This is a genomic window from Isoptericola sp. GX10416, assembly GCF_056590155.1.
Genome location: NZ_JBWPVO010000002.1, coordinates 37,551 through 56,955, shown reverse-complemented (window position 1 = coordinate 56,955; position 19,405 = coordinate 37,551). Strand labels below are relative to the sequence as shown.

17 protein-coding genes are annotated in these 19,405 nt (G+C 73.1%); 9 read left to right on the top strand and 8 right to left on the bottom strand.

Annotation, left to right across the window (positions count from 1 at the left end):
* Window positions 1-3 precede the first annotated feature (3 nt).
* From ACWAT2_RS04020 to ACWAT2_RS03995, 6 genes are all read left to right on the top strand, one after another.
* Complete coding sequence (locus tag ACWAT2_RS04020) at window positions 4-774, top strand: ScbR family autoregulator-binding transcription factor (RefSeq protein WP_402373077.1); 771 nt, start codon at window positions 4-6, stop codon at window positions 772-774.
* 129 nt (window positions 775-903) lie between these two features.
* Window positions 904-1,470, top strand: coding sequence for an RNA polymerase sigma factor (locus ACWAT2_RS04015; RefSeq protein WP_402373074.1), 567 nt, complete (start codon window positions 904-906; stop codon window positions 1,468-1,470).
* The gene (locus ACWAT2_RS04010) at window positions 1,467-2,342 is read left to right on the top strand and encodes an alpha/beta hydrolase fold domain-containing protein (protein WP_402373072.1); all 876 of its coding nucleotides are present in this window, start codon (window positions 1,467-1,469) and stop codon (window positions 2,340-2,342) included. Before ACWAT2_RS04015 ends, ACWAT2_RS04010 begins: the two co-directional genes overlap by 4 nt.
* Before the next feature lie 51 nt (window positions 2,343-2,393).
* Entirely contained in the window at window positions 2,394-2,762 is a 369-nt protein-coding gene (locus ACWAT2_RS04005; protein ID WP_402373069.1) for an ArsR/SmtB family transcription factor, read from the top strand.
* Window positions 2,759-3,457: a cation diffusion facilitator family transporter gene (locus tag ACWAT2_RS04000; protein WP_402373067.1), complete on the top strand. Its 699-nt coding sequence runs from the start codon at window positions 2,759-2,761 to the stop codon at window positions 3,455-3,457. Before ACWAT2_RS04005 ends, ACWAT2_RS04000 begins: the two co-directional genes overlap by 4 nt.
* Window positions 3,457-4,362: a cation diffusion facilitator family transporter gene (locus ACWAT2_RS03995; RefSeq protein WP_402373064.1), complete on the top strand. Its 906-nt coding sequence runs from the start codon at window positions 3,457-3,459 to the stop codon at window positions 4,360-4,362. The genes ACWAT2_RS04000 and ACWAT2_RS03995 overlap by 1 nt, the downstream gene beginning before the upstream one ends.
* 50 nt (window positions 4,363-4,412) lie before the next feature.
* Here the strand turns inward: ACWAT2_RS03995 and ACWAT2_RS03990 are convergent, their stop codons facing one another.
* The 7 genes from ACWAT2_RS03990 to ACWAT2_RS03960 all read right to left on the bottom strand — a co-directional run bounded on the left by ACWAT2_RS03990 (window position 4,413) and on the right by ACWAT2_RS03960 (window position 15,625).
* Window positions 4,413-5,420: a LacI family DNA-binding transcriptional regulator gene (locus ACWAT2_RS03990; RefSeq protein ID WP_402373062.1), complete on the bottom strand. Its 1,008-nt coding sequence runs from the start codon at window positions 5,418-5,420 to the stop codon at window positions 4,413-4,415.
* A gap of 19 nt (window positions 5,421-5,439) precedes the next feature.
* The gene (lhgO, locus tag ACWAT2_RS03985; protein ID WP_402373059.1) at window positions 5,440-6,663 is read right to left on the bottom strand and encodes an L-2-hydroxyglutarate oxidase; all 1,224 of its coding nucleotides are present in this window, start codon (window positions 6,661-6,663) and stop codon (window positions 5,440-5,442) included.
* A 105-nt stretch (window positions 6,664-6,768) separates the two neighbouring features.
* Window positions 6,769-10,077, bottom strand: a complete 3,309-nt coding sequence (locus ACWAT2_RS03980; RefSeq protein ID WP_402373056.1) for an RICIN domain-containing protein — start codon at window positions 10,075-10,077, stop codon at window positions 6,769-6,771.
* Between the two features lie 56 nt (window positions 10,078-10,133).
* Window positions 10,134-12,218: a beta-galactosidase gene (locus ACWAT2_RS03975; RefSeq protein ID WP_402373054.1), complete on the bottom strand. Its 2,085-nt coding sequence runs from the start codon at window positions 12,216-12,218 to the stop codon at window positions 10,134-10,136.
* Window positions 12,219-12,321: 103 nt separating this feature from the next.
* Complete coding sequence (locus ACWAT2_RS03970) at window positions 12,322-13,671, bottom strand: ABC transporter substrate-binding protein (RefSeq protein WP_402373052.1); 1,350 nt, start codon at window positions 13,669-13,671, stop codon at window positions 12,322-12,324.
* 80 nt (window positions 13,672-13,751) lie between these two features.
* Window positions 13,752-14,600, bottom strand: coding sequence for a carbohydrate ABC transporter permease (locus ACWAT2_RS03965; protein ID WP_402373936.1), 849 nt, complete (start codon window positions 14,598-14,600; stop codon window positions 13,752-13,754).
* A gap of 101 nt (window positions 14,601-14,701) precedes the next feature.
* Window positions 14,702-15,625 carry a carbohydrate ABC transporter permease gene (locus ACWAT2_RS03960; protein ID WP_402373050.1) on the bottom strand — a complete coding sequence of 308 codons (924 nt, stop codon included), beginning with the start codon at window positions 15,623-15,625 and terminating at the stop codon, window positions 14,702-14,704.
* Window positions 15,626-15,825: 200 nt separating this feature from the next.
* On the opposite strand from ACWAT2_RS03960, the gene ACWAT2_RS03955 reads away from it, so the two are divergent.
* Entirely contained in the window at window positions 15,826-16,803 is a 978-nt protein-coding gene (locus tag ACWAT2_RS03955) for a LacI family DNA-binding transcriptional regulator (protein ID WP_402373048.1), read from the top strand.
* Window positions 16,804-16,875: 72 nt separating this feature from the next.
* Window positions 16,876-17,571 carry a GPR1/FUN34/YaaH family transporter gene (locus ACWAT2_RS03950; protein ID WP_402373046.1) on the top strand — a complete coding sequence of 232 codons (696 nt, stop codon included), beginning with the start codon at window positions 16,876-16,878 and terminating at the stop codon, window positions 17,569-17,571.
* 165 nt (window positions 17,572-17,736) lie between these two features.
* Here ACWAT2_RS03950 and ACWAT2_RS03945 read toward each other — a convergent pair whose 3' ends face one another.
* Window positions 17,737-18,162, bottom strand: coding sequence for a hypothetical protein (locus tag ACWAT2_RS03945; protein WP_402373044.1), 426 nt, complete (start codon window positions 18,160-18,162; stop codon window positions 17,737-17,739).
* Window positions 18,163-18,290: 128 nt separating this feature from the next.
* Here ACWAT2_RS03945 and galE point away from each other — a divergent pair, with 128 nt between their 5' ends.
* On the top strand, window positions 18,291-19,403 hold the full coding sequence (gene galE, locus ACWAT2_RS03940; RefSeq protein ID WP_402373041.1) for a UDP-glucose 4-epimerase GalE: 1,113 nt from the start codon (window positions 18,291-18,293) through the stop codon (window positions 19,401-19,403).
* The last annotated feature ends 2 nt before the right edge of the window (window positions 19,404-19,405 follow it).

Below are 19,405 nucleotides of genomic sequence, written 5' to 3'. Positions count from 1 at the left end.
TCTGTGCGGTCAGTGAAATTCCGGTTCGCGACGATTCGAACGGACATTTCGACACCGCCGCCCGAGCGTTCTGCGATTCGGTCCGCGCGCCATGCGGGACCACCATTCCGATCGCGCTACCGTCCGGGGAGGAACGCCGCCATTCCGGGCGTCCCCGCACCGGCCGGCAGCGAAGGAACATCGGTGGCCGCAACATCAAGACAGCGACAGAAGGCAGCGACGCGTGCGGCGATCATGCGGACCGCGGCCGAGGAGTTCGACGCCCACGGCTATTCCGCGACCTCTGTCGCCCGGATTGCCGACAGGCTGCGTCTCACCAAGGGATCGGTCTACTTCCACTTCGCGTCGAAGGCAGAGCTGGCCGCCGAGGTGGCCCTGGCCGGCGCGGACGTCTGGGAACCCATCCTGCGGTCGCTCGACGACGACGGTCTGACCGGCCTCGACGCGCTGCAACGGCTCTCCGTCGAGGTCGCGGGCCTGTTCCGCGACGACGTCATGCTGCGGGCTGCCGTACGGCTGACCCGGCAGGGCCCCACGGCCGAGCTGCCGGACCCCTTCACGAGCTGGATCGCGGTCGTGCGCCGCTGCCTCGACCGGGCCGTCGGAGCGGGCGAGGTCCGGCCCGGCGTCGACGTCGACGCCCTCGCCTGGCAGCTCGTCGCCACGTTCCTGGGCATGCAGGAGCTCGCGCGGCGCGTGGCCGACCCGACCGACCCGGTCGACCGGCTCGACGGCCTGTGGAACGTCGTCCTCGACGGTGTGCGGGCACCCTGAGACCGGTTCCCACGGTCGATTGACCTACCGGAAGGTCAGCGAAACGCTTGCGGTCCGGGGCTGCGCACTGCACTCTGGGGTGCGTGCCGCACGGGGCGGCGCCCAGAGACACCTGGCAGGAGGTCCGCCATGCGCGCCGACGCGACGGACCGCGAGCTGTGGGCGAGGGTGCGTGGCGACGACCAGCACGCCTTCTCGCTGCTCTTCCGCCGCTATCACGAGCAGGTCCTGCGCTCCGTGGCCGGCCACCTGCGAGGTGTCGCGCGCGCGGACCCCGCCGCCGTCGCCGGTGACGTCTTCACCACGCTCTGGCGACGGCGCACCAGCGTGGACGTCGAGACCACCGCGTGGCCGTGGCTCCGGGCGGTCGCCTCGCGGCTGTGCGCCAACGAGCGCCGCCGCTGCCTGCGGCACGACCGCCTGCTGGTCCAGGCCGCCTCCGCCGCCGCGCGGGGCGGGCACGTCGTGCCGGACCACGCCCCGGGGGTCGCGGACCGGATGGCGCTGGTCGACGCCCTGGCACTCCTCGGCCCCGCGGAGAGTCAGGTGGCGCGCCTCGCGCTGGTCGACGACCTGCCCGACACCGAGGTCGCCGCGACGCTGCGCGTGCCCGTCGGCACCGTGAAGTCCCGCCTGCACCGTGCCCGCCGGGAGCTGCGTCGCCACCTGCAGCGTCACGGTAGCGTCGGACCGTGACCACCGACGTTCCCTCGCCCACCGTCGCCGACGTCGGTTACGCCGCGGGCTCCCCCAGCCAGCATCTCGACCTGTGGCTGCCCGACGCCCCCACCGCTCCGGCCCCGGTGGTCGTGTTCATCCATGGCGGCGGCTGGTACTACGGCTCTCGCGACATGGTGGGCCCCAAGGTCGGCCCGCTGCTCGCCGCCGGGTTCGCCGTCGCGAGCATCGACTACCGGATGTCCGGCGAGGCACCGTTCCCGGCCGCCGTCGACGACGCGCGGGCCGCCGTCGGCCACCTGCGCCGCCACGCCGCCGAGGCCGGGCTGGACCCGGACCGGATCGTGCTGTGGGGCGAGTCCGCCGGGGCGAACATCGCCTGCGTGGTCGGCGCGCTGTCCGGGCGGGCCGCACCCTGGGACTCGGCGTCGCCGGACGCGCCCGGGCCGACGCCGCCCGTGGCCGCCGTCGTCGACTGGTTCGGCCCGACGGACTTCCTCGCGATGGACGAGCAGGCGGCGGAGATCGGCTGCGCCCCCTCGTCGCACTCCGCGGACGACTCGCCCGAGTCGCGGTACGTCGGCTCCCCCGTGCGGACCGCGCCGGACCTCGCGGCGCTGGCCGGCCCGCTGCCGCACCTGGCCGCGGGGGCCGACGGCGCCGCGAGCGGCGAGGACGCCCCGCCGCTGCCCGCCGTGGCGATCGCGCACGGCACGGCCGACTGCACCGTCGCGCCCGGGCAGTCGCGCCTGCTCGTCGAGGCGCTGCGCGCCCGCGGGGCCGAACCCTGGGTGACCTGGCTGGAGGGGGCGGAGCACTCGGACCCGCGCTTCGACGCCGAGCTCCTGGCACCGACGATCGACTGGCTCTGCGAGGTGCTGGGACGGTAGCTCGTCGATACACGGGCTACTGAATACAGGGAGCCATGTACTGTGGCCCGCATGGAGACCGTGACACTCACCCACACCGCCGCGCTCGCCCGGCTCGGGCACGCCCTCGGCGACCCGACCCGCACGCGCATCCTCCTCGCGCTCCGCGACGGTCCGGCCTACCCCGCCGACCTCGCCGACGAGCTCGGCGTGTCACGCCAGGTGATGTCCAACCAGCTCGCATGCCTGCGCGGCTGCGGGCTGGTCGCCACCCGACGCGACGGCCGCCGGACCGAGTACCGGCTCGGCGACCCCCACCTGGCCCATGCGCTCGGCGACCTCCTGCGGCTCACCCTCGCCGTCGACCCCGACTGCTGCGGGCCGGACTGCACGTGCGCCACCGGCACGCCGTCCGACGACCGGCCCGCGGACGTGGCATGAGCGCCACCGCCGCGCCGACGACGGCGCTCACCCGGCGCGGCCTGCACCTGGCCCAGCTGACCATCGCCTACAACGTGGTCGAGGGCGTCGTCGCCGTCGGCGCGGGCGTCGCGGCCGGGCTCGTCTCCGTCATCGGGTTCGGCATCGACTCCGGGATCGAGACCGCCGCCGCCGTGCTGGTGGCGCTCCGCCTGTCCGCACGCCTGCGGCGAGGCGCCACCGTGGGCGTGGCCGGGACGAGCCGCCGCGAGCACCCTGACGAGCACGACCCGGCCGAGCCCGACCCGGCCGAGCTGCGCCGCGAGCGCCGCACCCTGCGCGCCGTCGCCGCGACGTTCTTCCTGCTCGCGGCGTGGGTCACCGCCCAGGGCGTCCGCGCGCTGGTCGTGGGCGCCGAGCCCGAGACCTCGCCCGTCGCGCTCGGCGTGCTGGTCGCCTCGCTCGTGATCATGCCGGTGCTCGCCGCGGCGAAGTACCGCGTCGGTCGCGCGCTCGGCGACCCGCTCGTCCTCGCCGACGCCGCCGAGACCCGCGTGTGCGTCTGGCTGTCGGTCGCCACCCTCGCCGGCCTCCTCGCCTTCTGGTGGACGGGCCAGGCCTGGATCGACCCCGTGGCCGGGTTCGTCGTCGCGGCGTTCGCCGTGCACGAGGGGATCGAGGCGTGGGAGGGCGAGCTCGTGGAGGATGACGACTGATGGGCCACAGTCACGGACCGCCCGAAGGCGGTCACCAGGGTCGCCTCGCCGTGGCGTTCGGCATCACGGCGTCGATCGTCGTGGCGCAGGTGGTCGGTTCCGTCCTGACCGGCAGCCTCGCGCTGCTCACCGACACCGTGCACCTCCTGGTCGACGCGAGCGGGCTCGGCATCGCGCTCCTCGCGGCACGCGTCTCCCAGCGGCCGCCGACGGCGCAGCGCACCTGGGGATACCGGCGCGCGGAGGTCCTGGCCGCCCTCGCCCAGTCGGCCGTGCTGCTCGCCGTCGGCGTCTTCGTGATCGTCGAGGCCGTCCAACGCCTGCAGGACCCGCCCGACATCCCGGGCGGCGAGCTCGTGGTCTTCGGCGTGATCGGGCTCCTCGGCAACGTCGCCGCGCTGGCCGTGCTGGCCTCGCGCCGGACGGCGAGCCTGAACCTGCGTGCCGCGTTCCTGGAGGTGCTCAACGACGCGCTCGGCTCCCTCGCCGTCATCGTCGCCGCCGTCGTCATCACCACGACCGGCTGGCAGTACGCCGACACCGTGGCGGCCCTGGTGATCGGGGCGCTCATCGTGCCGCGCGCGGTCCGGCTGCTGCGCGAGACCGCCGCCGTGCTGCTGGAGTCCACCCCGCCCGGGCTCGACCTCGGCGAGGTGCGTGTCCACCTGCAGCGCGTCGAGCACGTGCGCGAGATCCACGACGTGCACGCCTCGCTCATCGCGACCGGGCTGCCGCAGCTCTCGGCGCACGTGGTCGTGGACTCCGGCTGCTTCCGTGACGGGCACGCCGGCCGCATCCTCGACGAGCTGCAGGACTGCGTGCGCGACCACTTCGGCGTGGAGCACACCACGTTCCAGGTGGAGCCGGACACGCACCCGGACCACGAGCACCCGACCCACCCCTAGGTGCCGGGGCGGGGCCGGGGGGTGCCGGGGCGGGGCCTGCAGCGGTCCGGTCAGGGTGCCGAGCCGCGCACCACGAGCTCGGGCGGGAAGACGACGTCGCGCGGCTCGCGCCCCGGCTCGGCGATCTCGTCGAGCAGCAGCCGCGCCGCGGCCCGGCCCATCTCGGCGATCGGCTGCCGGACGGTCGTCAGCGGGACGGCCGCGCGCGCCGCGAACGGGATGTCGTCGTACCCGACCACCGCGACGTCGTCCGGCACCCGCACACCACCGGCGACCAGGGCGTTCACCAGGCCGATCGCATGCAGGTCGTTGCCCGCGAACACCGCGTCGGGGCGGTCGGCCGCCTCGAGGCCCGCGATCCAGCGACCCATCTCCTCGCCGTCGGTGAGGTCCAGGTCGGCGGACCGGGCCACCTCGAGCCGCGTGCCGGCGATGCCCGACACCACCTCGCGGCAGCCCTCCAGCCGGCGGGCGACCTGCCGCACGCCCTCCGGACCTCCCGCGAACAGCAGCCGCGTGCGCCCGGCGGTGACGAGGTGCTCGGCGGCGATGCGCCCGCCCTCGCGGTGGTCCAGGGACACTGAGGACAACCGGCCGTCCGGGTCCTCGTGATCCACCAGGACGACGGGGGTGCCGCGGTCGCGGCGCTGGCGCAGCGGCTCCAGCTCGTCGTCCGACGGCGCCACCACCACGCCGTCGAACCGGAGCTGCTCGAACAGGGTCAGGAACTTCTCCTGGCGGTCGGCGGACTCGTGGGACGAGCCGACCACCACCGACAGCCCGGCGTCGTCGGCGACCTGCTCCACCGCCGTCGCGATCCCCGCGAAGAACGGGTTGGAGGCGTTGACGACGCTGAGGCCGACGATTCCGCTGCGCTGCCGGCGCAGCTGCCGCGCAGGCATGCTCGGCACGAACCCGAGCTCGGTGACCGACGTCTCGACCCGGGAGCGCATCCGGTCCGAGAGCTTGTCCGGCCAGTTGAAGAAGTTCGACACCGTCGCGGCGGAGACGCCCGCGTGGCGCGCGACGTCGTGGATCGTCACCGTCGACTCACGCATCGCTCATCACACCGGGAGGTTAGCAGCGCTGATCAGGGCGGGGCCGCGACACCGGGTAGACGTGGTCGACCACGTGCTCGGCGATCGCGAGGCTCGACGTCGCGGCGGGCGAGGGCGCGTTGCGCACGCTCGTGACGCCGTCGGACGTCTCGATGACGAAGTCGTCGACCAGGGTGCCGTCCCGCTCGACGGCCTGCGCGCGCAGGCCCGTCCGTCCGCGCATGACGTCGGCGGTGCCGATCGCCGGGACGTAGCGCTGCGCGGCGGCCATGTAGGCGGACGTCACGGCCGAGCCGTACAGCTCCCGCACGCCGGTGCGCCAGTGCCGGGCGGCCATGCGCCAGAACCCGGGCCAGGCGAGCGCGGCGGCCGTGTCGCGAGGACTCACCGCGAGCCGCCGGTAGCTACCGCGGTCCAGGGCCAGGACGGCATTGGGGCCGACCTCGAGGTCCCCGCCCACGGTCCGCGTGAAGTGCACGCCCAGGAACGGGTAGCGGGGGTCGGGCACGGGGTAGACCATGCCGCGCACCAGGTCGCGCTTGGCCGGGCGGACCGTCATGTAGTCGCCCCGGAACGGGACGATCGCGGGGCCGCGGCCGCCGCCGACCAAACCGGCGAGGCGGTCGGACTGGAGGCCGCCGCACACCACGAGCCGGTCCACGGTGTGCCGCTCGTCCCCGCAGGAGACGACGACGCGGGCGCCCTCGCGCCGGACGCCGGTCACGCGCGCACCGAGGAGCACCCGCCCGCCGGCGGCCTCGACGTCGCGCCCGAGCTGGGCGCACACGGCCACGAAGTCCGTGATGGCGGTCCACGGCGAGTGCAGGGCGGCGAACCCGACGGTGTGCGGCTCGACGTCGGCGATCTCCGCGCCCTCGAGGCGGCGCAGGCCGGGCACCCCGTTCTCACGGGCGGTCCGCTCCAGGGCGTCGAACCGGGCCAGCTCGCCGTCGGAGACGGCCACGACGAGCTTGCCGACCCGGTCGTACGGCAGCCCGTGCTCGGCGCAGTATTCCCGCAGCAGGTCGCGGCCGCGCGCGCAGAGCCGCGCCTTGAGGCTGCCCGGCCGGTAATAGATCCCGGCGTGCACGACGCCGGAGTTGTGGCCCGTCTGGTGCGCGCCCAGGCGGTCCTCGGCCTCCAGGACGACGACGCGGGTGCCCGGGCGCCGCCGCAGGACCTCGCGGGCGACCGCGAGCCCGACGATGCCGGCGCCGACGATCCCGACGGTCTCGTCCTCCATCGCTGCCCTCCGGCCGCCCTCGGCCCCGCGGTCCGGGGATCTGCGTTCCAGGCTAGCGCCGCACCCGCCGGAAGGGGGGCGAACCCTGCCGAGGCACGTTCGGCACTACCTCGCGGCCCAGGGGCCGTGGGCGTCGCCGGGCTCCTGGTTGCGGGTCCACCACTGCGCCACGTAGGTCTCGCCGTCGTGCACGACGGCGTCACCGGCGGTGAACACGCGCGACGGTGTCCACAGGGCGTCGCCCGACGCCGTGCGGACCGTCTCCTGCCACGAGCCCCACACGGCCTGGCCCGGAGCATCCCGGGTCCACCACTGCGCCACGTGGTACGAGCCGTCGTGGAACACCGCGTCGCCACCGGTGTAGGTCGCGTCCTCCTCCCACGCCGGCGTGGCCTCGCCCGGCACCTTCGCCATGACCTCGATCTCGCTGACGACCAGGTGCGTCGCCTCCTGGGCGGTCAGCACGACCCGGACGGCGTCGCTGCGCACGTCCGCCGCGACCTCGGCCACCGGCGCCCCGCCGTCCTGCGTCACCTCGACCGGGTCCCCGACGGCCTGCCACGCGCCGTCGACGTGCGCCTCGACCTGGACGCTCCGCGCCCAGCTCGGGTGCGAGCCGTCGACGTAGAAGTACACGTCGACGCCCGTGACGTCGCGCTGCCGGGGCAGGTTCACCGTGAGGGTGTCGGTCGGGTTCTTGTCGCCCGACCGCCAGTTGGACCAGCCCTTGTCGCTCCGGTCGCCGTCGACCACCCGGTCCGCCGGGTAGCCCGGCTCGGTGTACGTGGCCGACACGGTGGTGCCGTCGGCCGTCGCGGCGTTCGCCTCGCCGGGCTCGGTGACCAGCACCCGCACGGTGGCCGGCAGCGTGCCGCCCGCACCGGCGTCGGCGGTCCCGGAGAGCTGGACCACGCCGATCTCGTCGTACACGCCGTCGGTCGCCTCCTGCCACGTCACCGTGCGCTCCACGTCGACGCCGCCGGCCGTCACAGCCGTCACCGTGGCGGGCAGCTCCGGCTCACCACCGACGTACGTCGACGCGGACGCCGTGCGCGTCGAGTCGAGCACGTCGACGGTGACGGTCGCCGTCGCGGCGACCGTGCCGCCGGCCGGGTCCGCCACCGTGCCGGTCACCTCCACGGTGCCCGCCTCGGCCCAGGCGTCGTCGCCCGGGACGTCCCAGACGACGGGCAGCGCGTCCCCCGCACCGTCCGGGTACACGGGCGTGACCGTCTCCGGCAGCAGCGGCACCGCGCCGGGCGTGGTGAAGACGTCGACCGGCTCCGTGCCGAGCAGCGTCTCGTCCACGATCTCCCAGCGCTGGTTGGCACCGGAGTTGGCCCGGTAGGTCCCCACCGGAGAGCCGTCCGTCGTGGCGCCGCCGCCCACCTCGAGCAACGTGCCCGACGACGCGTTCACCAGCGTGTACGTGCCGTCGCCCGTGGTCGACAGGATCCAGCGTGCCGCCTCGGGAGCGTCCGCCGGGTCGGCGGACGCCTCGACCAGCACGGCCGAGGTGTCCGTGTCGACGGCGAGCTGCTCACCGGTGGCCACGTTGGTCACCGCGTACCGCGCCCGGTGCGAGCCCGAGCCCTCCGGGGCGCCCAGGTCCGTCAGCGTCCAGAGCTGGTCCGCCGCGGCGTCGTCGGTGGCGATCTGCAGCCCGTCGCCGGCCGGGGCCAGCGAGCGGTCGGACTGCACGCCGTCGATCCGGTAGACGTGGCCCTCCTGGACGAGCGGGGCGTCGTCGGCCACGCCGGAGACGCCGTCGACGACGAAGGTGGTGACGGACTCGGCAGGCACGGTCAGCGTGGCGCTCGCCGCGCCGTCGGCCTCCTCCACCTCGACCGGGTCGCCCTCGACGAGGTAGCCGTCGGCGGAGGTGACCACCGGGGTGACGGTGGCGGCGGCGGCCACCTCGCCGAAGCCGGAGAGATCCAGAGCGACCGTGCGCGCGGACGTCGCGTCGTTGACGTGCACGACGGCGGCCTGGTCGCCGGAGGCGGAGACGGCCGCCGTGCTGCTGCGGTCGTCCACCCCGATCAGCCGGTCGCCCGGGGTGATGTAGTGCGTGAAGTTCTGGGTCGCCCAGAACTTCGTGTTCGTGTAGATCGGGCAGGTCTCGAGGGTGTCCTCGGCGGTGCAGTCGAACGGGATCTGGATCTCGCCCCAGTTCATCCCGTCGGCGCTCTCGCCGCCGGGCGCCATGTTGGCGTAGTCCTCGACGGGCTGCCAGAACACCCAGGCGGACGGCTCGAGCTCACGCAGGTCGTCGATGATGTGCTGCGCGCTGCCCAGCCCCGACTCCATGGTCTCGAAGTCCTGGCCGGTCGAGCTCCAGTTGCCGCCGACCTCGCTCATCCACAGGGGCTTGTCCTCGCCCTTGGCGATGTCCCGGACCGTGGTGCGACCGCCCGTGCCATAGGTGTGGACGTTGAGCTGGTCCACCAGGTCCTTGACCTCGGGCGAGTAGGAGTTCCAGTTGTTCGCGAACGTGCCTGGGTTGGTCTCGTCCATCGCCGAGATGACGGCGTCCGTGCCCGAGCCGTCCAGGGCCGCGGCCAGCGCCGGGATCACCTGCTGCTGCAGTTCGGGACCCATGTGGGCACCCTCCTGCCGCCCGCCGGTGGGGTTGCCGTCCTCGCCGAGCCGGGTTCCCCAGTAGTCCGTGTTGGGCTCGTTGAACGGGTCGATCGTGTCCACGTCGATGCCGTGCGCGTCCTCGAGCCGCTCGGTGACACCCACCATGTACTGCGCGAAGTCGTCGACGCTCTCGGGCTTGAGCTGGTCCTCGTTCGCGTCGAAGTTGCCGGAGACGTACCCGGACTCCGTCATGAACCACGGCGGGGAGTTGCTGAAGGTCTCCCAGTGCGTGACCTCGTCCTTGATGCGGTCCACCCACCAGCGCTGGGTCGCGTCCGCGTCGGGGTCCCAGTGGTCCGGGTCGTCCGGGTCCCACCAGTCGACGTCCTCGCGCGTGGTGCCCTCGGGAGCGTTCCACCAGCCGTCGACGGCGCCGCCCGCGCGCAGGTAGTCGGGCACGTCGGGCGCGTTCCCGCCGCCCACGTTGTACCGCGCGATGTTGAGGTTCAGGCCCTCGTCGCCGAACACCATGTCGGCGAGCCGGTCCCGGATCTCGTCCGGGTAGTCGCCCGTGGCGTTGGCGAACCAGACGAGGCTGGTCCCCCAGCCCTCGAACGGTTCGCCCGCGTAGGAGGGGTCGGGGCGGACGACGACGTCGGCGTCCTGCGCCGCCGTCACGCCCGTCGCCGTCGCTACGGGCGCGGGCGCGGCGGTCGCGGACACAGGCGCGGCGGTCGCGGGCGCCGTCGCCAGGCCGGCGACCAGCAGTCCGCCGGCGCACGACGCGACAGCGCGTCGGGTGCGTGATCGTGCAGGGTGCCAGGTGCTCATCGGTGAGTGTTCCTCTCGCGTCGGTGCGATGGGTCGTGCAGGTCGTGCAGGTGCGCTCAGAGGCGGGGGCGGCGCAGGACGACGACGCCGCGGGGCGCGAGCACGCCGTCCGCGGCCGGGCGGTCAGCCGCCGCGTCGCCGTCGTGCGGCGTCGTGCTGACCAGGACCTTGCCGTCCGCACCGGTGAGGCCCAGGGCCTCGTCGGTGCGGTTCACGAGGAACCAGAACTCCTCGTCGGTGGTGCGGCGCACGGCGAGCTCCACCCGCCCGCGCAGTGGTGCGGGCAGCTCGCTGGGCACCCCGGCGGCGGCGAGCAGCCGCTCGAGCAGCGGCCGGATGCCCGCCGCACCGAGCCGGGTCGACACGTACGCGGCCGACCCCTGCTCGACCGCACGCCGGGTCACGGCCGGGCGTCCGGCCTGCCGTCCGTCGAGGTAGGTCGCCAGCACGTCGGTGCCGGGCAGGACGTCGATGCGGTCGGTCCACAGCGTGCCCGTCGAGCCGTCGTCGAGCCGTACGCTCTCGCCGTCGTGCAGGGGGCCGAGCTCCTCGATGCGCAGGCCGAGCAGGTCGCGCAGGGCGCCCGGGTAGCCGCCGAGCCACACGTGGTCGTCGGCGTCGACGATGCCCGAGAAGTACGTGGTGACGAGGTGTCCGCCGGCCTCCACCCAACGGGTCAACCGGTCGGCCAGCGCGGCCGGCACCACGTGCAGCACGGGGGCGACGACCAGGTCGTAGTCGTCGAGGTCCGTGCGGCCGTCCGCCAGGCCGGCCACGGGGACGACGTCGGCGCGGACCCCCGCGTCGAGGAAGGCCTGGTACCAGTCCAGCGCCTCGGCGCGGTAACGCAGCAGCTCGGTGGGGTGCGAGTCGAGCTCGGACGCCCACCAGGAGTCCCAGTCGAACAGGATCGCCGCGCGGGCCGGGGCGCGCTCGGCGCCCAGCACCGGGGCGAGGTCGGCGAGCGTGCGACCGAGCGCGACGACGTCACGGAACAGCGCCGAGTCCTCGCCGGCGTGCGGCACCATCGCCGAGTGGTACTTCTCCGCGCCCGCGGCGGACTGGCGCCACTGGAAGAAGCAGACCGCGTCGGCACCGTGGGCCACGTGGGTGAGCGAGTCCCGGGCGAGCTCGCCCGGCCGCTTGGGGACGTTGACCGGCTGCCAGTTCACGGCGCTCGTGGAGTGCTCCATGAGGAACCAGGGACGGCCGCCGGCGACGCCGCTCGTGAGGTTCGCGGAGAACGACATCTCCTCGCGGCCCTGCGGCCCCGGCTGGAGGTAGTGGTCGTTGGAGACGAAGTCGATCTCGGGCGCCCAGCTCGCGTAGTCCATGCCCTTCGTCTCGCCCATGACCATGAAGTTGGTGGTGATCGGGACGTCCGGCGTGATGCGACGCAACACGTCCCGCTCGGCGCGCAGGTGCTCCACCAGGGCGTCGGAGGAGAAGCGCTTGAAGTCGAGCTGCTGCGTCGGGTTCGGGTACGACGCCCCCAGCCGCGGCGGCAGGATCTGCTCCCATGCCGTGTAGCGCTGCGACCAGAACGCCGTCCCCCACGCCTCGTTGAGCCGGTCGAGCGTGCCGTAGCGCGCCGTGAGCCAGGTGCGGAAGGCCCGGGCGGCGTCGTCGGAGTAGTCCTCGACGTTGTGGCAGCCGAGCTCGTTGCTGACGTGCCAGGCCGCGAGCGCCGGGTGCCCGGCGTACCGCGTGGCCATCGCCTCGACGAGGCGCAGCGCGTGCTCGCGGAACACCGGCGAGGTGGGCCGCCACTGCTGGCGGCCGCCGGGCCACAGCGTCTCCCCCGCGCGCGTCACCGGGAGGATCTCCGGGTGGGCGGTGGTCAGCCACGGCGGTGGGGAGGCGGTCGCGGTGGCGAGGTCCACGGAGATGTCGTGCGCGTGCATGAGGTCCATGACCTCGTCGAGCCAGCCGAAGTCCCACCGGTCCGGCGCGGGCTGCAGCCGGGCCCAGGAGAAGATCGCGACCGAGACGACGTTCACGCCGGCGGCCTGCATGAGCCGGGCGTCCTCGGCCCACACCTCCCGCGGCCACTGGTCGGGGTTGTAGTCGGCGCCGTACCCGAGGCGTGCGGGGCGGGTCGTCTCCGGGCCCGCGAGCAGGCGGCGGGGGGCGTCGGTCATGGGTGCTCCTGGACGTACGGGGGGTGTGCGGGTGTGCGCGGGGGCCCGGGCCGGGCACACGGCTGGCGCGTGCCCGACCCGGACGGTTCTCAGCGGGCGGGCGTCACTCGACGGTGAAGCCCTGGTCGTTGCCGTAGGTGACCGTCTGCTCCTGCCAGGTGGCCAGGCCGTCGGTCAGGGTCGTGTCGGAGACGTACGCCTGACCGACCGTGTCGTTGAAGATCGAGTTGGCGTACACCTGGAACGGCAGGTACTGCCAGCCCTCGGCGACGTTCGCGGCCGACGTCGCGAGCACCTCGTTGACCTGCTGGCCGCCGAAGTACTCGAACTCCTGCTCGCGGAAGGCGGAGTCCTCCAGCTCGGCGACGGTCGCCGGGAAGGCTCCCTCGTCGACCCGGGTGGCGATGCCGTCACCGACGGTCGCGTACTCCAGGAACGCCCAGGCGAGGTCGGCGTTCTCGCTCGCCGCGGGGATCGCCAGGGAGCTGCCGCCGTTCTCGGACGTGACCTCCGCACCGCTCTCCCACTGGGGCATCGGCGCCACGGCCCAGTCACCGGACGCGTCCGGCACCGACGACTCGAGGTTGCCGCGCATCCACGCACCGATGACGAGGGAGGCGATGGACCCGTCGGACAGGCCCTGGTACCACTCGTCGCTCCACGACCCGACGGGCGCCACGAGCTCTTCGTCGAGCATGGTCTGCCAGGTGGAGGTGAACTCCTGGGTGCCCTCGTCGGAGAAGTCGACCGCCACCTCGGTGCCGTCGACCTGGTAGGGGCGGCCGCCGGCCTGCCAGATGAGCGAGGTGGTGAAGCCGGCGTCGCCGACGTCGTTGGTCAGGTAGGCGTCCGGGTCGGCCTCCTGCAGGGCGCGGGCGGCCTCGACGTACTCGTCCCACGTGGTGGGCACCTCGATGCCGTGCTCGTCGAAGACCCGCTTGTTGTAGAACAGCGCCATCGGCCCGGAGTCGGTCGGCAGCGCGTAGACGCCGCCCTGCTGCTGCACCGCACCCCAGGGGCCCGGGGTGAACGTGCCGTCGAGCTCGTCGGCACCGTACGCGGTGAGGTCGGCGAGGGCCTCGGAGAGCGCGAACTGCGGCAGCGCGTAGAACTCGACCTGCGCGACGTCGGGCACCCCGTCACCGGCGGCGATGGCGTTCTGCAGGGCCGTGTACTGGTCGTTGCCGGTGCCGACGTTCTCCAGGTTGACGGTGACGCCCGGGTGCTCCGCCTCGAAGTCGGCGGCCACCGACTCGAGGGTGGGGTCCCACGCCCAGACGGTGATCTCGCCGCCCTCCTCCAGCGCGGACTCGGCGTCCTGGGCGGCCTCGCCCGACTCGGTCTCGCCGCTCCCGCAGGCGGTCAGGCCCAGGGCCAGGACGCCGGCGACGGCGGTGCCGCGCAGCACCTGCTGCCTCCGTGTCGTGGTTCGTGCGTGCATGGTGGCGTTCATGAGGTCCTCACTTCATCGGTCGAACGGTGCGGTCGGACGGCCGGCGGCACCGTGGCGCCACCGGTCATGCGTCGGTCTGGTCATTCCTTGACGCTCCCGGCGGCGAGGCCGGACTGCCAGTAGCGCTGCAGCAGCAGGAACGCGGCCACGAGCGGCAGGATCGTCAACAGGGAGCCGGTGATGACGAGGTGGAAGATGGCCTCGCCGCCGGCGGTCGCGGCCTGCGCGTTCCACGCGTTGAGGCCGAGCGTGAGCGGGTACCACGCCGAGTCCCGCAGCATGATCAGCGGCAGGAAGTAGTTGTTCCAGGTCGCCACCATCGTGAACAGCAGCACGGTGACGATCCCGGGCGCGAGCAGCGGCAGGCTGACCTGGAAGAACGTGCGGAACTCGCCGGCGCCGTCGATCCGGGCGGCCTCGAGCAGCTCGGTGGGGATCGCGTCGATGGCGAACGTCCACATGAGGTAGAGGCCGAACGGCGAGATCAGCGACGGGATGATCACCGCCCACGGGGTGTTCGTCAGGCCCATCTGGCTGAACATGAGGAACGTCGGCACGGCGAGCGCGGTGCCGGGCACGGCGACGGCACCGATGACGACGGCGAACACGCCGCGCTTGCCCGGGAAGTCGAACTTGGCGAGGGCGTAGCCGCCGAGAATCGCGAGGAACGTGGCGCCGCCGGCACCCAGGACGACGTAGAGCACCGTGTTGCCGAGCCACCGGACGAACACGCCGTCGTCGTAGGTGAGCGTGGCCACGACGTTGTCCCACAGGGCGAACGAGTCGCCGAACCACAGGCCGAACGAGGTGAACAGGTCGCCCTGGGTCTTCGTGGAGTTGACGAGCAGCCACGCGAGCGGGACGAGCGAGTAGAGCAGCACGATGCCGGTGAGCACCGTGAGCAGAGGGTTGCGGCGGGGGCGGTCCACGCTGTGCTTGTTGACGGTCTGCGTGCGCAGGCGGGGGCCCTGGGGGCGCGGCTTCCGGGCGCTCGCGGAGTCGGTGGCGGGTGCGGTGTCGGTGGGCACGGTCACGCCTCCTTGCGCATGCCGCGCAGCTGCACCACGTAGGCGATCACCATGGTGATCAGGCCCATGATGATGGCGACGGTCGCGGAGTAGTTGTACTGCTGGCCGGAGAAGGACAACGAGTAGGCGTACAGGTTCGGGGTGAACGCGGTGGTGATCGCGTTGGGCGCGAGCGACTGCAGGATGCTCGGCTCGTTGAAGAGCTGGAAGCTGCCGATGATCGAGAAGATCGTCGCGATGACCAGCGCGCCGCGGATCGCGGGGATCTTGATCGCGCGGACGATCTGCCACTGGGAGGCGCCGTCGATCTCCGCGGCCTCGTACAGCGAGTGCGGGACGACGCGCAGCGCCGCGTAGAAGATCAGCATGTTGTAGCCGACGAACTCCCAGGTCACGATGTTGCCGATCGAGGCCAGCACCAGGTCGGGCGAGAGCGGGTCGGGCAGCCGGATGCCCAGCGCGTCGTTGAGGTTGCCCACGAGCCCGAACCGTGTGCCGTACATGAACCCCCACATGAGGGACGCGACGACGGCGGGCACGGCGTACGGCATGAAGATCGAGATGCGGAAGAAGCTCTTGCCGTACAGGCGGCCGGAGTCGATGGCCAGCGCGACGAGCAGGGCGATGCCGAGCATGATCGGCACCTGCACGACGAGGAAGAGGCTGACCCGCCCGAGGCCCTCCCAGAACTGGGGGTCCTGCATCGCCCGGGCATAGTTGTCGATGCCGACGAACGTGGTTCCGCCGACCATCTGGGTGCGGAACACCGACAGGTACAGCGAGTAGGCGATCGGCGCCAGGAACACGAGCGCGAAGACGAGCATGAAGGGGCCGACGAACATCCAGCCGGTCCATCGCCGTCGGCCGGGTCGGCGGGTGGTGGGGGCGGATGGTGTCACCGCCACCGGTGGGGACGTCGTCGTCATGCGGGCTTCCTTGCGCTCACGGGGATGTTCACGTGACCATCGCGCGCCGTGGCGGCAGATGTTTACGTAAACATGGACTAGAGTGATCGTGCATCCCGAGACGCGGTACGTCAACCCCGACGGCCTGCGAGATCGAACTGTGACCGAGCGGAGGACCTTTGGCCGACCGGAGCCCGACGGGGCGACCTCAGCGTGTCTCGATGGCCGACGTCGCGCGCCGCGCGGGCGTCTCGTCGCAGACCGTCTCCCGGGTCTCGAACGGCCATCGCGGGGTGGTCGACTCCACGCGGGAGCAGGTGCTGGCCGCCATGCGCGAGCTCGGCTACCGTCCCAACAGCGCCGCCCGCGCCCTGCGCTCGGGCCGGTTCCGCACCATCGGGGTCATCCTGTTCTCCCTGTCCACCACCGGGAACGTCCGCACCCTGGACGCCATCGCGACGTCGGCCGCGGCCGAGGGCTACGCCATCACCGTGATCCCCGTCGAGGCACCCACGCAGGACGGGGTCAACGGCGCGTTCACCCGGATGGGCGAGCTCGCCGTCGACGCCGTGATCCTGCTGATGGAGGTGCACCTGATCGACGCCGCCAGCATCTCGTTGCCCACCGACGTTCCCGTCGTCGTCGCGGACTCCGACGCCGGCGACCGCTACCCCGTCGTGGACACCGACCAGGCCGCGGGGACACGCACCGCCGTGCAGCACCTGCTCGGGCTCGGGCACCGGACCGTGGTGCACCTGGCCGGACCGCCCGAGTCGTTCTCGGCCCAGCGCCGCGAGGACGCGTGGCGCCAGACCCTGGCCGAGGCCGGTCGCGAGATCCCGCCCGTCCACCGCGGCGACTGGTCCGCGGCGTCGGGCTACGAGGCCGGGCGGGAGATCGCCCGCACCGACGCGACCGCCGTCTTCGCCGCGAACGACCAGATGGCCCTCGGTCTGCTGCGCGCCCTGGCCGAGGCCGGCCGCAAGGTGCCCCAGGACGTCAGCGTCGTCGGGTTCGACGACCTGCCCGACGCCGTCGCGTACCTGCCGCCGCTGACCACCGTGCACCAGGACTTCGCCGAGGTCGGACGGCGGTGCGTCACGGGCGTCCTGCGCCAGATGGCGGACCACACCACACCGCACGGCCGCACGCTGGTGCCGACGCGCCTCGTCGAACGGGCGAGCACCGCCGCCCCCTGACACGCCAGCCGACCCGGACCGCTCCGGACGGCCCGCGTTGTCGGCATCGCCACCATCGTGTTCTGTGAGCAGATGAGCGAACAACCCGAGCCACAGCGCACGCGCAGCGAACAGCTGGAGATGACACGGATCGTGCTCCGCCCGAGCGGCAACCCGCTCCCGCTGGGCTTCATGGCGCTGGCCCTGGCGACCGTCGGGTTCAGCTGCCTGCAGCTCGGCATCCTCGGCCCCGAGGAGGAACGGACCGTGGCGCTGGCCGTGCTCGTGCTCACCGTGCCCCTGCAGTCGCTGGCCGCGATCGTCGGCTTCGGCGCGCGGGACCCGATCGCCGGCACCGGGATGGCCATGGTCGCCGGCGTGTGGGCCATGCTCGCCGCCTCCACGCTCACCTCCGCGCCCGGCACCTCGAGCCCGGCCGTGGGCGTGCTGCTGCTGACGGCGGCCGTCGCCATCCTCGTGCCCGCCTCGGCAGCCCACGGGAAGCTCGTCGCCGCCGCGGTGATGGTCGGCTCGGCGGCGCGGTTCGCGTTGACCGGCGTCGCCGAGCTCACCGGGTCCGGCCCCTGGGAGGCCGTCGCCGGTGTCCTCGGGCTCGTCCTGGCGCTGCTGGCGCTCTACGCCGCCCTCGGGTTCGTCCTCGAGGAGGCCGACCATCCCGTGCGGCTGCCGGTGCTGCGCCGGGGCGACGGGATCAAACCGCTGCGTGACGACCTCGAGGAGCAGGTGGAGGGGATCGCCCGGGCAGCGGGCGTGCGCCAGCAGCTCTGACGCCGCCGAGCCAGGACCGCCACGACAGGTCTCCCGACGCGGGGTCGGGTGGCTGAGTCGAGGTGACGTGCGGCGATCGTGCGAGCGGCTTGGTCGACGACGCGGAGCTGCTCGTCAGGGATGGTGGTCGAGCTCGTCCTCGATGACGGCCTTGAGCCGCGGAACCTAGCCGTCAGCGTCCTGGCGCCGCTTCTCGACGGCGTTCTTGAGCAGCAGGGCCGGCAGCAGGAAGTTCGCCAGCAGCGTCACGATCCAGACGATGACCGGGCCGACGATCCATCCCAGCCATCCCGAGATGTCGAGGCCGTCGGGCGCCACGAGGACGGCGATCAGGAGCGCCACGTAGGTGGTGATGAGCCCGACGGCGCTCAGTATCGCGGGAGCGTTGTCGCGGGCCACCTTGGCGAAGAACGGTGTGAGGACGGCCTGGGCGACCGCGAAGACGACCACGGCCAGCACGAACGCCAGCGGGCTCGCCCAGTGGATGTCGAACGTCTGCCAGCCGAGCGCGGCGAACGCCCAGTCGGTCAGGAGCATCCCGACGGCCACGGCGAGCAGCAGGACCGCGGTCCGGGCCAGGAGTCTCAGCATGGCGCCAGCGTGGCACACGTCACACACGTTCGCCCGTGATGCTCTTGACTACCTCAACTCCCCTGGTCTGCACGTCGGGGCACCGCCATCATGGCGGCACGTCAGCAACGTGGTGCGAGGTGTGTCAGATGCGGGTCCTGGTCACGGGCGGCGCGGGCTATCTGGGGTCCCACGTGGTGCTCGCACTGGTCCAGGCGGGCCACGAGGTGGACGTCGTGGACGACTTCTCCCGCGGCACCCCGGCCTCTCTGGCCCGCGGCGAGGCGATCTCCCGGCAGCGGGTGCGCACCCACGCCGCCGACGTCGCCGACATCGACGCCATGGAGCGGATCTTCGCCGGCGCGAACGCCGACGCCGTCGTCCACCTCGCCGGGCTGCGGTCCGCGTCGGAGTGCGTCGACCGGCCCCTGGACGCCTACGAGACCAACCTGACCACCACGTTCACGCTGCTGCGATGCATGACCTGGTACGGCGTCGACCGGCTCGTGCTGTCCTCCTCCGCGGCGGTCTACGGCGATGCCGGGGCCGACGGCGGCACCCCCTTCGCCGAGGATGCCCCGCTCGTACCGGTCTCGACCCTCGGGCGCACCATGGTCACCAACGAGCAGCTGCTGCGCGACGTCGCCCGGGCCGGTGCCGCCCTGCGCGTCGCCGTGCTGCGCTGCTTCAACACCGTCGGCGCCCACCCGTCCGGACGCATCGGCGAGGACCGCAACGGTGCACCGTCCAGCCTGCTGACGCGGCTCGGCGAGGTGGCTCTGGGGCTGCGGGGCCACGTCGAGGTGCACGGCGACGGCCACTCCACCCTCGACGGGGCAGCCGTGCGCGACTACGTCCACGTCTCCGACGTCGCGGCAGGCCACGTCGCAGCCCTCGCCGCCCTCGACGAACCGTCCGCGGAGGCCGTGCGGACGTGGAACCTCGGGACGGGCGAGGCCAGCAGCGTGCACCAGGTCCTGCGGACGTTCGCGGAGGTCACCGGTCGCGACGTGCCCCACCGGGTGGTGCCCACGCCGCCGGAGACGGTCACCACGTCGGTCGCCGACACCCGGCGCTCGGCAGCCGAGCTGGGCTGGACGGCCGGACGGGACCTCACGCAGATCTGCCGGGACCACTGGCGGTGGCAGCAGGAGCACCCCCGCGGCTACCCCTCGACGGTCACCCCGGAGACCCCGTGGCGCCGTGGCGTCGGCCACCGGCTGCGGCTCGTGCCGCCGCTCTCGGCAACGGTCTCCCGCTGAGG

Coding starts and splice junctions, on each gene's coding strand:
- ACWAT2_RS04015 (WP_402373074.1), top strand. CDS start 904: ATGCGCGCCGACGCGACGGACCGCGAGCTGTGGGCGAGGGTGCGTGGC.
- ACWAT2_RS04005 (WP_402373069.1), top strand. CDS start 2,394: ATGGAGACCGTGACACTCACCCACACCGCCGCGCTCGCCCGGCTCGGG.
- ACWAT2_RS04000 (WP_402373067.1), top strand. CDS start 2,759: ATGAGCGCCACCGCCGCGCCGACGACGGCGCTCACCCGGCGCGGCCTG.
- ACWAT2_RS03995 (WP_402373064.1), top strand. CDS start 3,457: ATGGGCCACAGTCACGGACCGCCCGAAGGCGGTCACCAGGGTCGCCTC.
- ACWAT2_RS03990 (WP_402373062.1), bottom strand. CDS start 5,420: ATGCGTGAGTCGACGGTGACGATCCACGACGTCGCGCGCCACGCGGGC.
- lhgO (WP_402373059.1), bottom strand. CDS start 6,663: ATGGAGGACGAGACCGTCGGGATCGTCGGCGCCGGCATCGTCGGGCTC.
- ACWAT2_RS03980 (WP_402373056.1), bottom strand. CDS start 10,077: ATGAGCACCTGGCACCCTGCACGATCACGCACCCGACGCGCTGTCGCG.
- ACWAT2_RS03975 (WP_402373054.1), bottom strand. CDS start 12,218: ATGACCGACGCCCCCCGCCGCCTGCTCGCGGGCCCGGAGACGACCCGC.
- ACWAT2_RS03970 (WP_402373052.1), bottom strand. CDS start 13,671: ATGAACGCCACCATGCACGCACGAACCACGACACGGAGGCAGCAGGTG.
- ACWAT2_RS03960 (WP_402373050.1), bottom strand. CDS start 15,625: ATGACGACGACGTCCCCACCGGTGGCGGTGACACCATCCGCCCCCACC.
- ACWAT2_RS03955 (WP_402373048.1), top strand. CDS start 15,826: ATGGCCGACGTCGCGCGCCGCGCGGGCGTCTCGTCGCAGACCGTCTCC.
- ACWAT2_RS03950 (WP_402373046.1), top strand. CDS start 16,876: ATGAGCGAACAACCCGAGCCACAGCGCACGCGCAGCGAACAGCTGGAG.
- ACWAT2_RS03945 (WP_402373044.1), bottom strand. CDS start 18,162: ATGCTGAGACTCCTGGCCCGGACCGCGGTCCTGCTGCTCGCCGTGGCC.
- galE (WP_402373041.1), top strand. CDS start 18,291: ATGCGGGTCCTGGTCACGGGCGGCGCGGGCTATCTGGGGTCCCACGTG.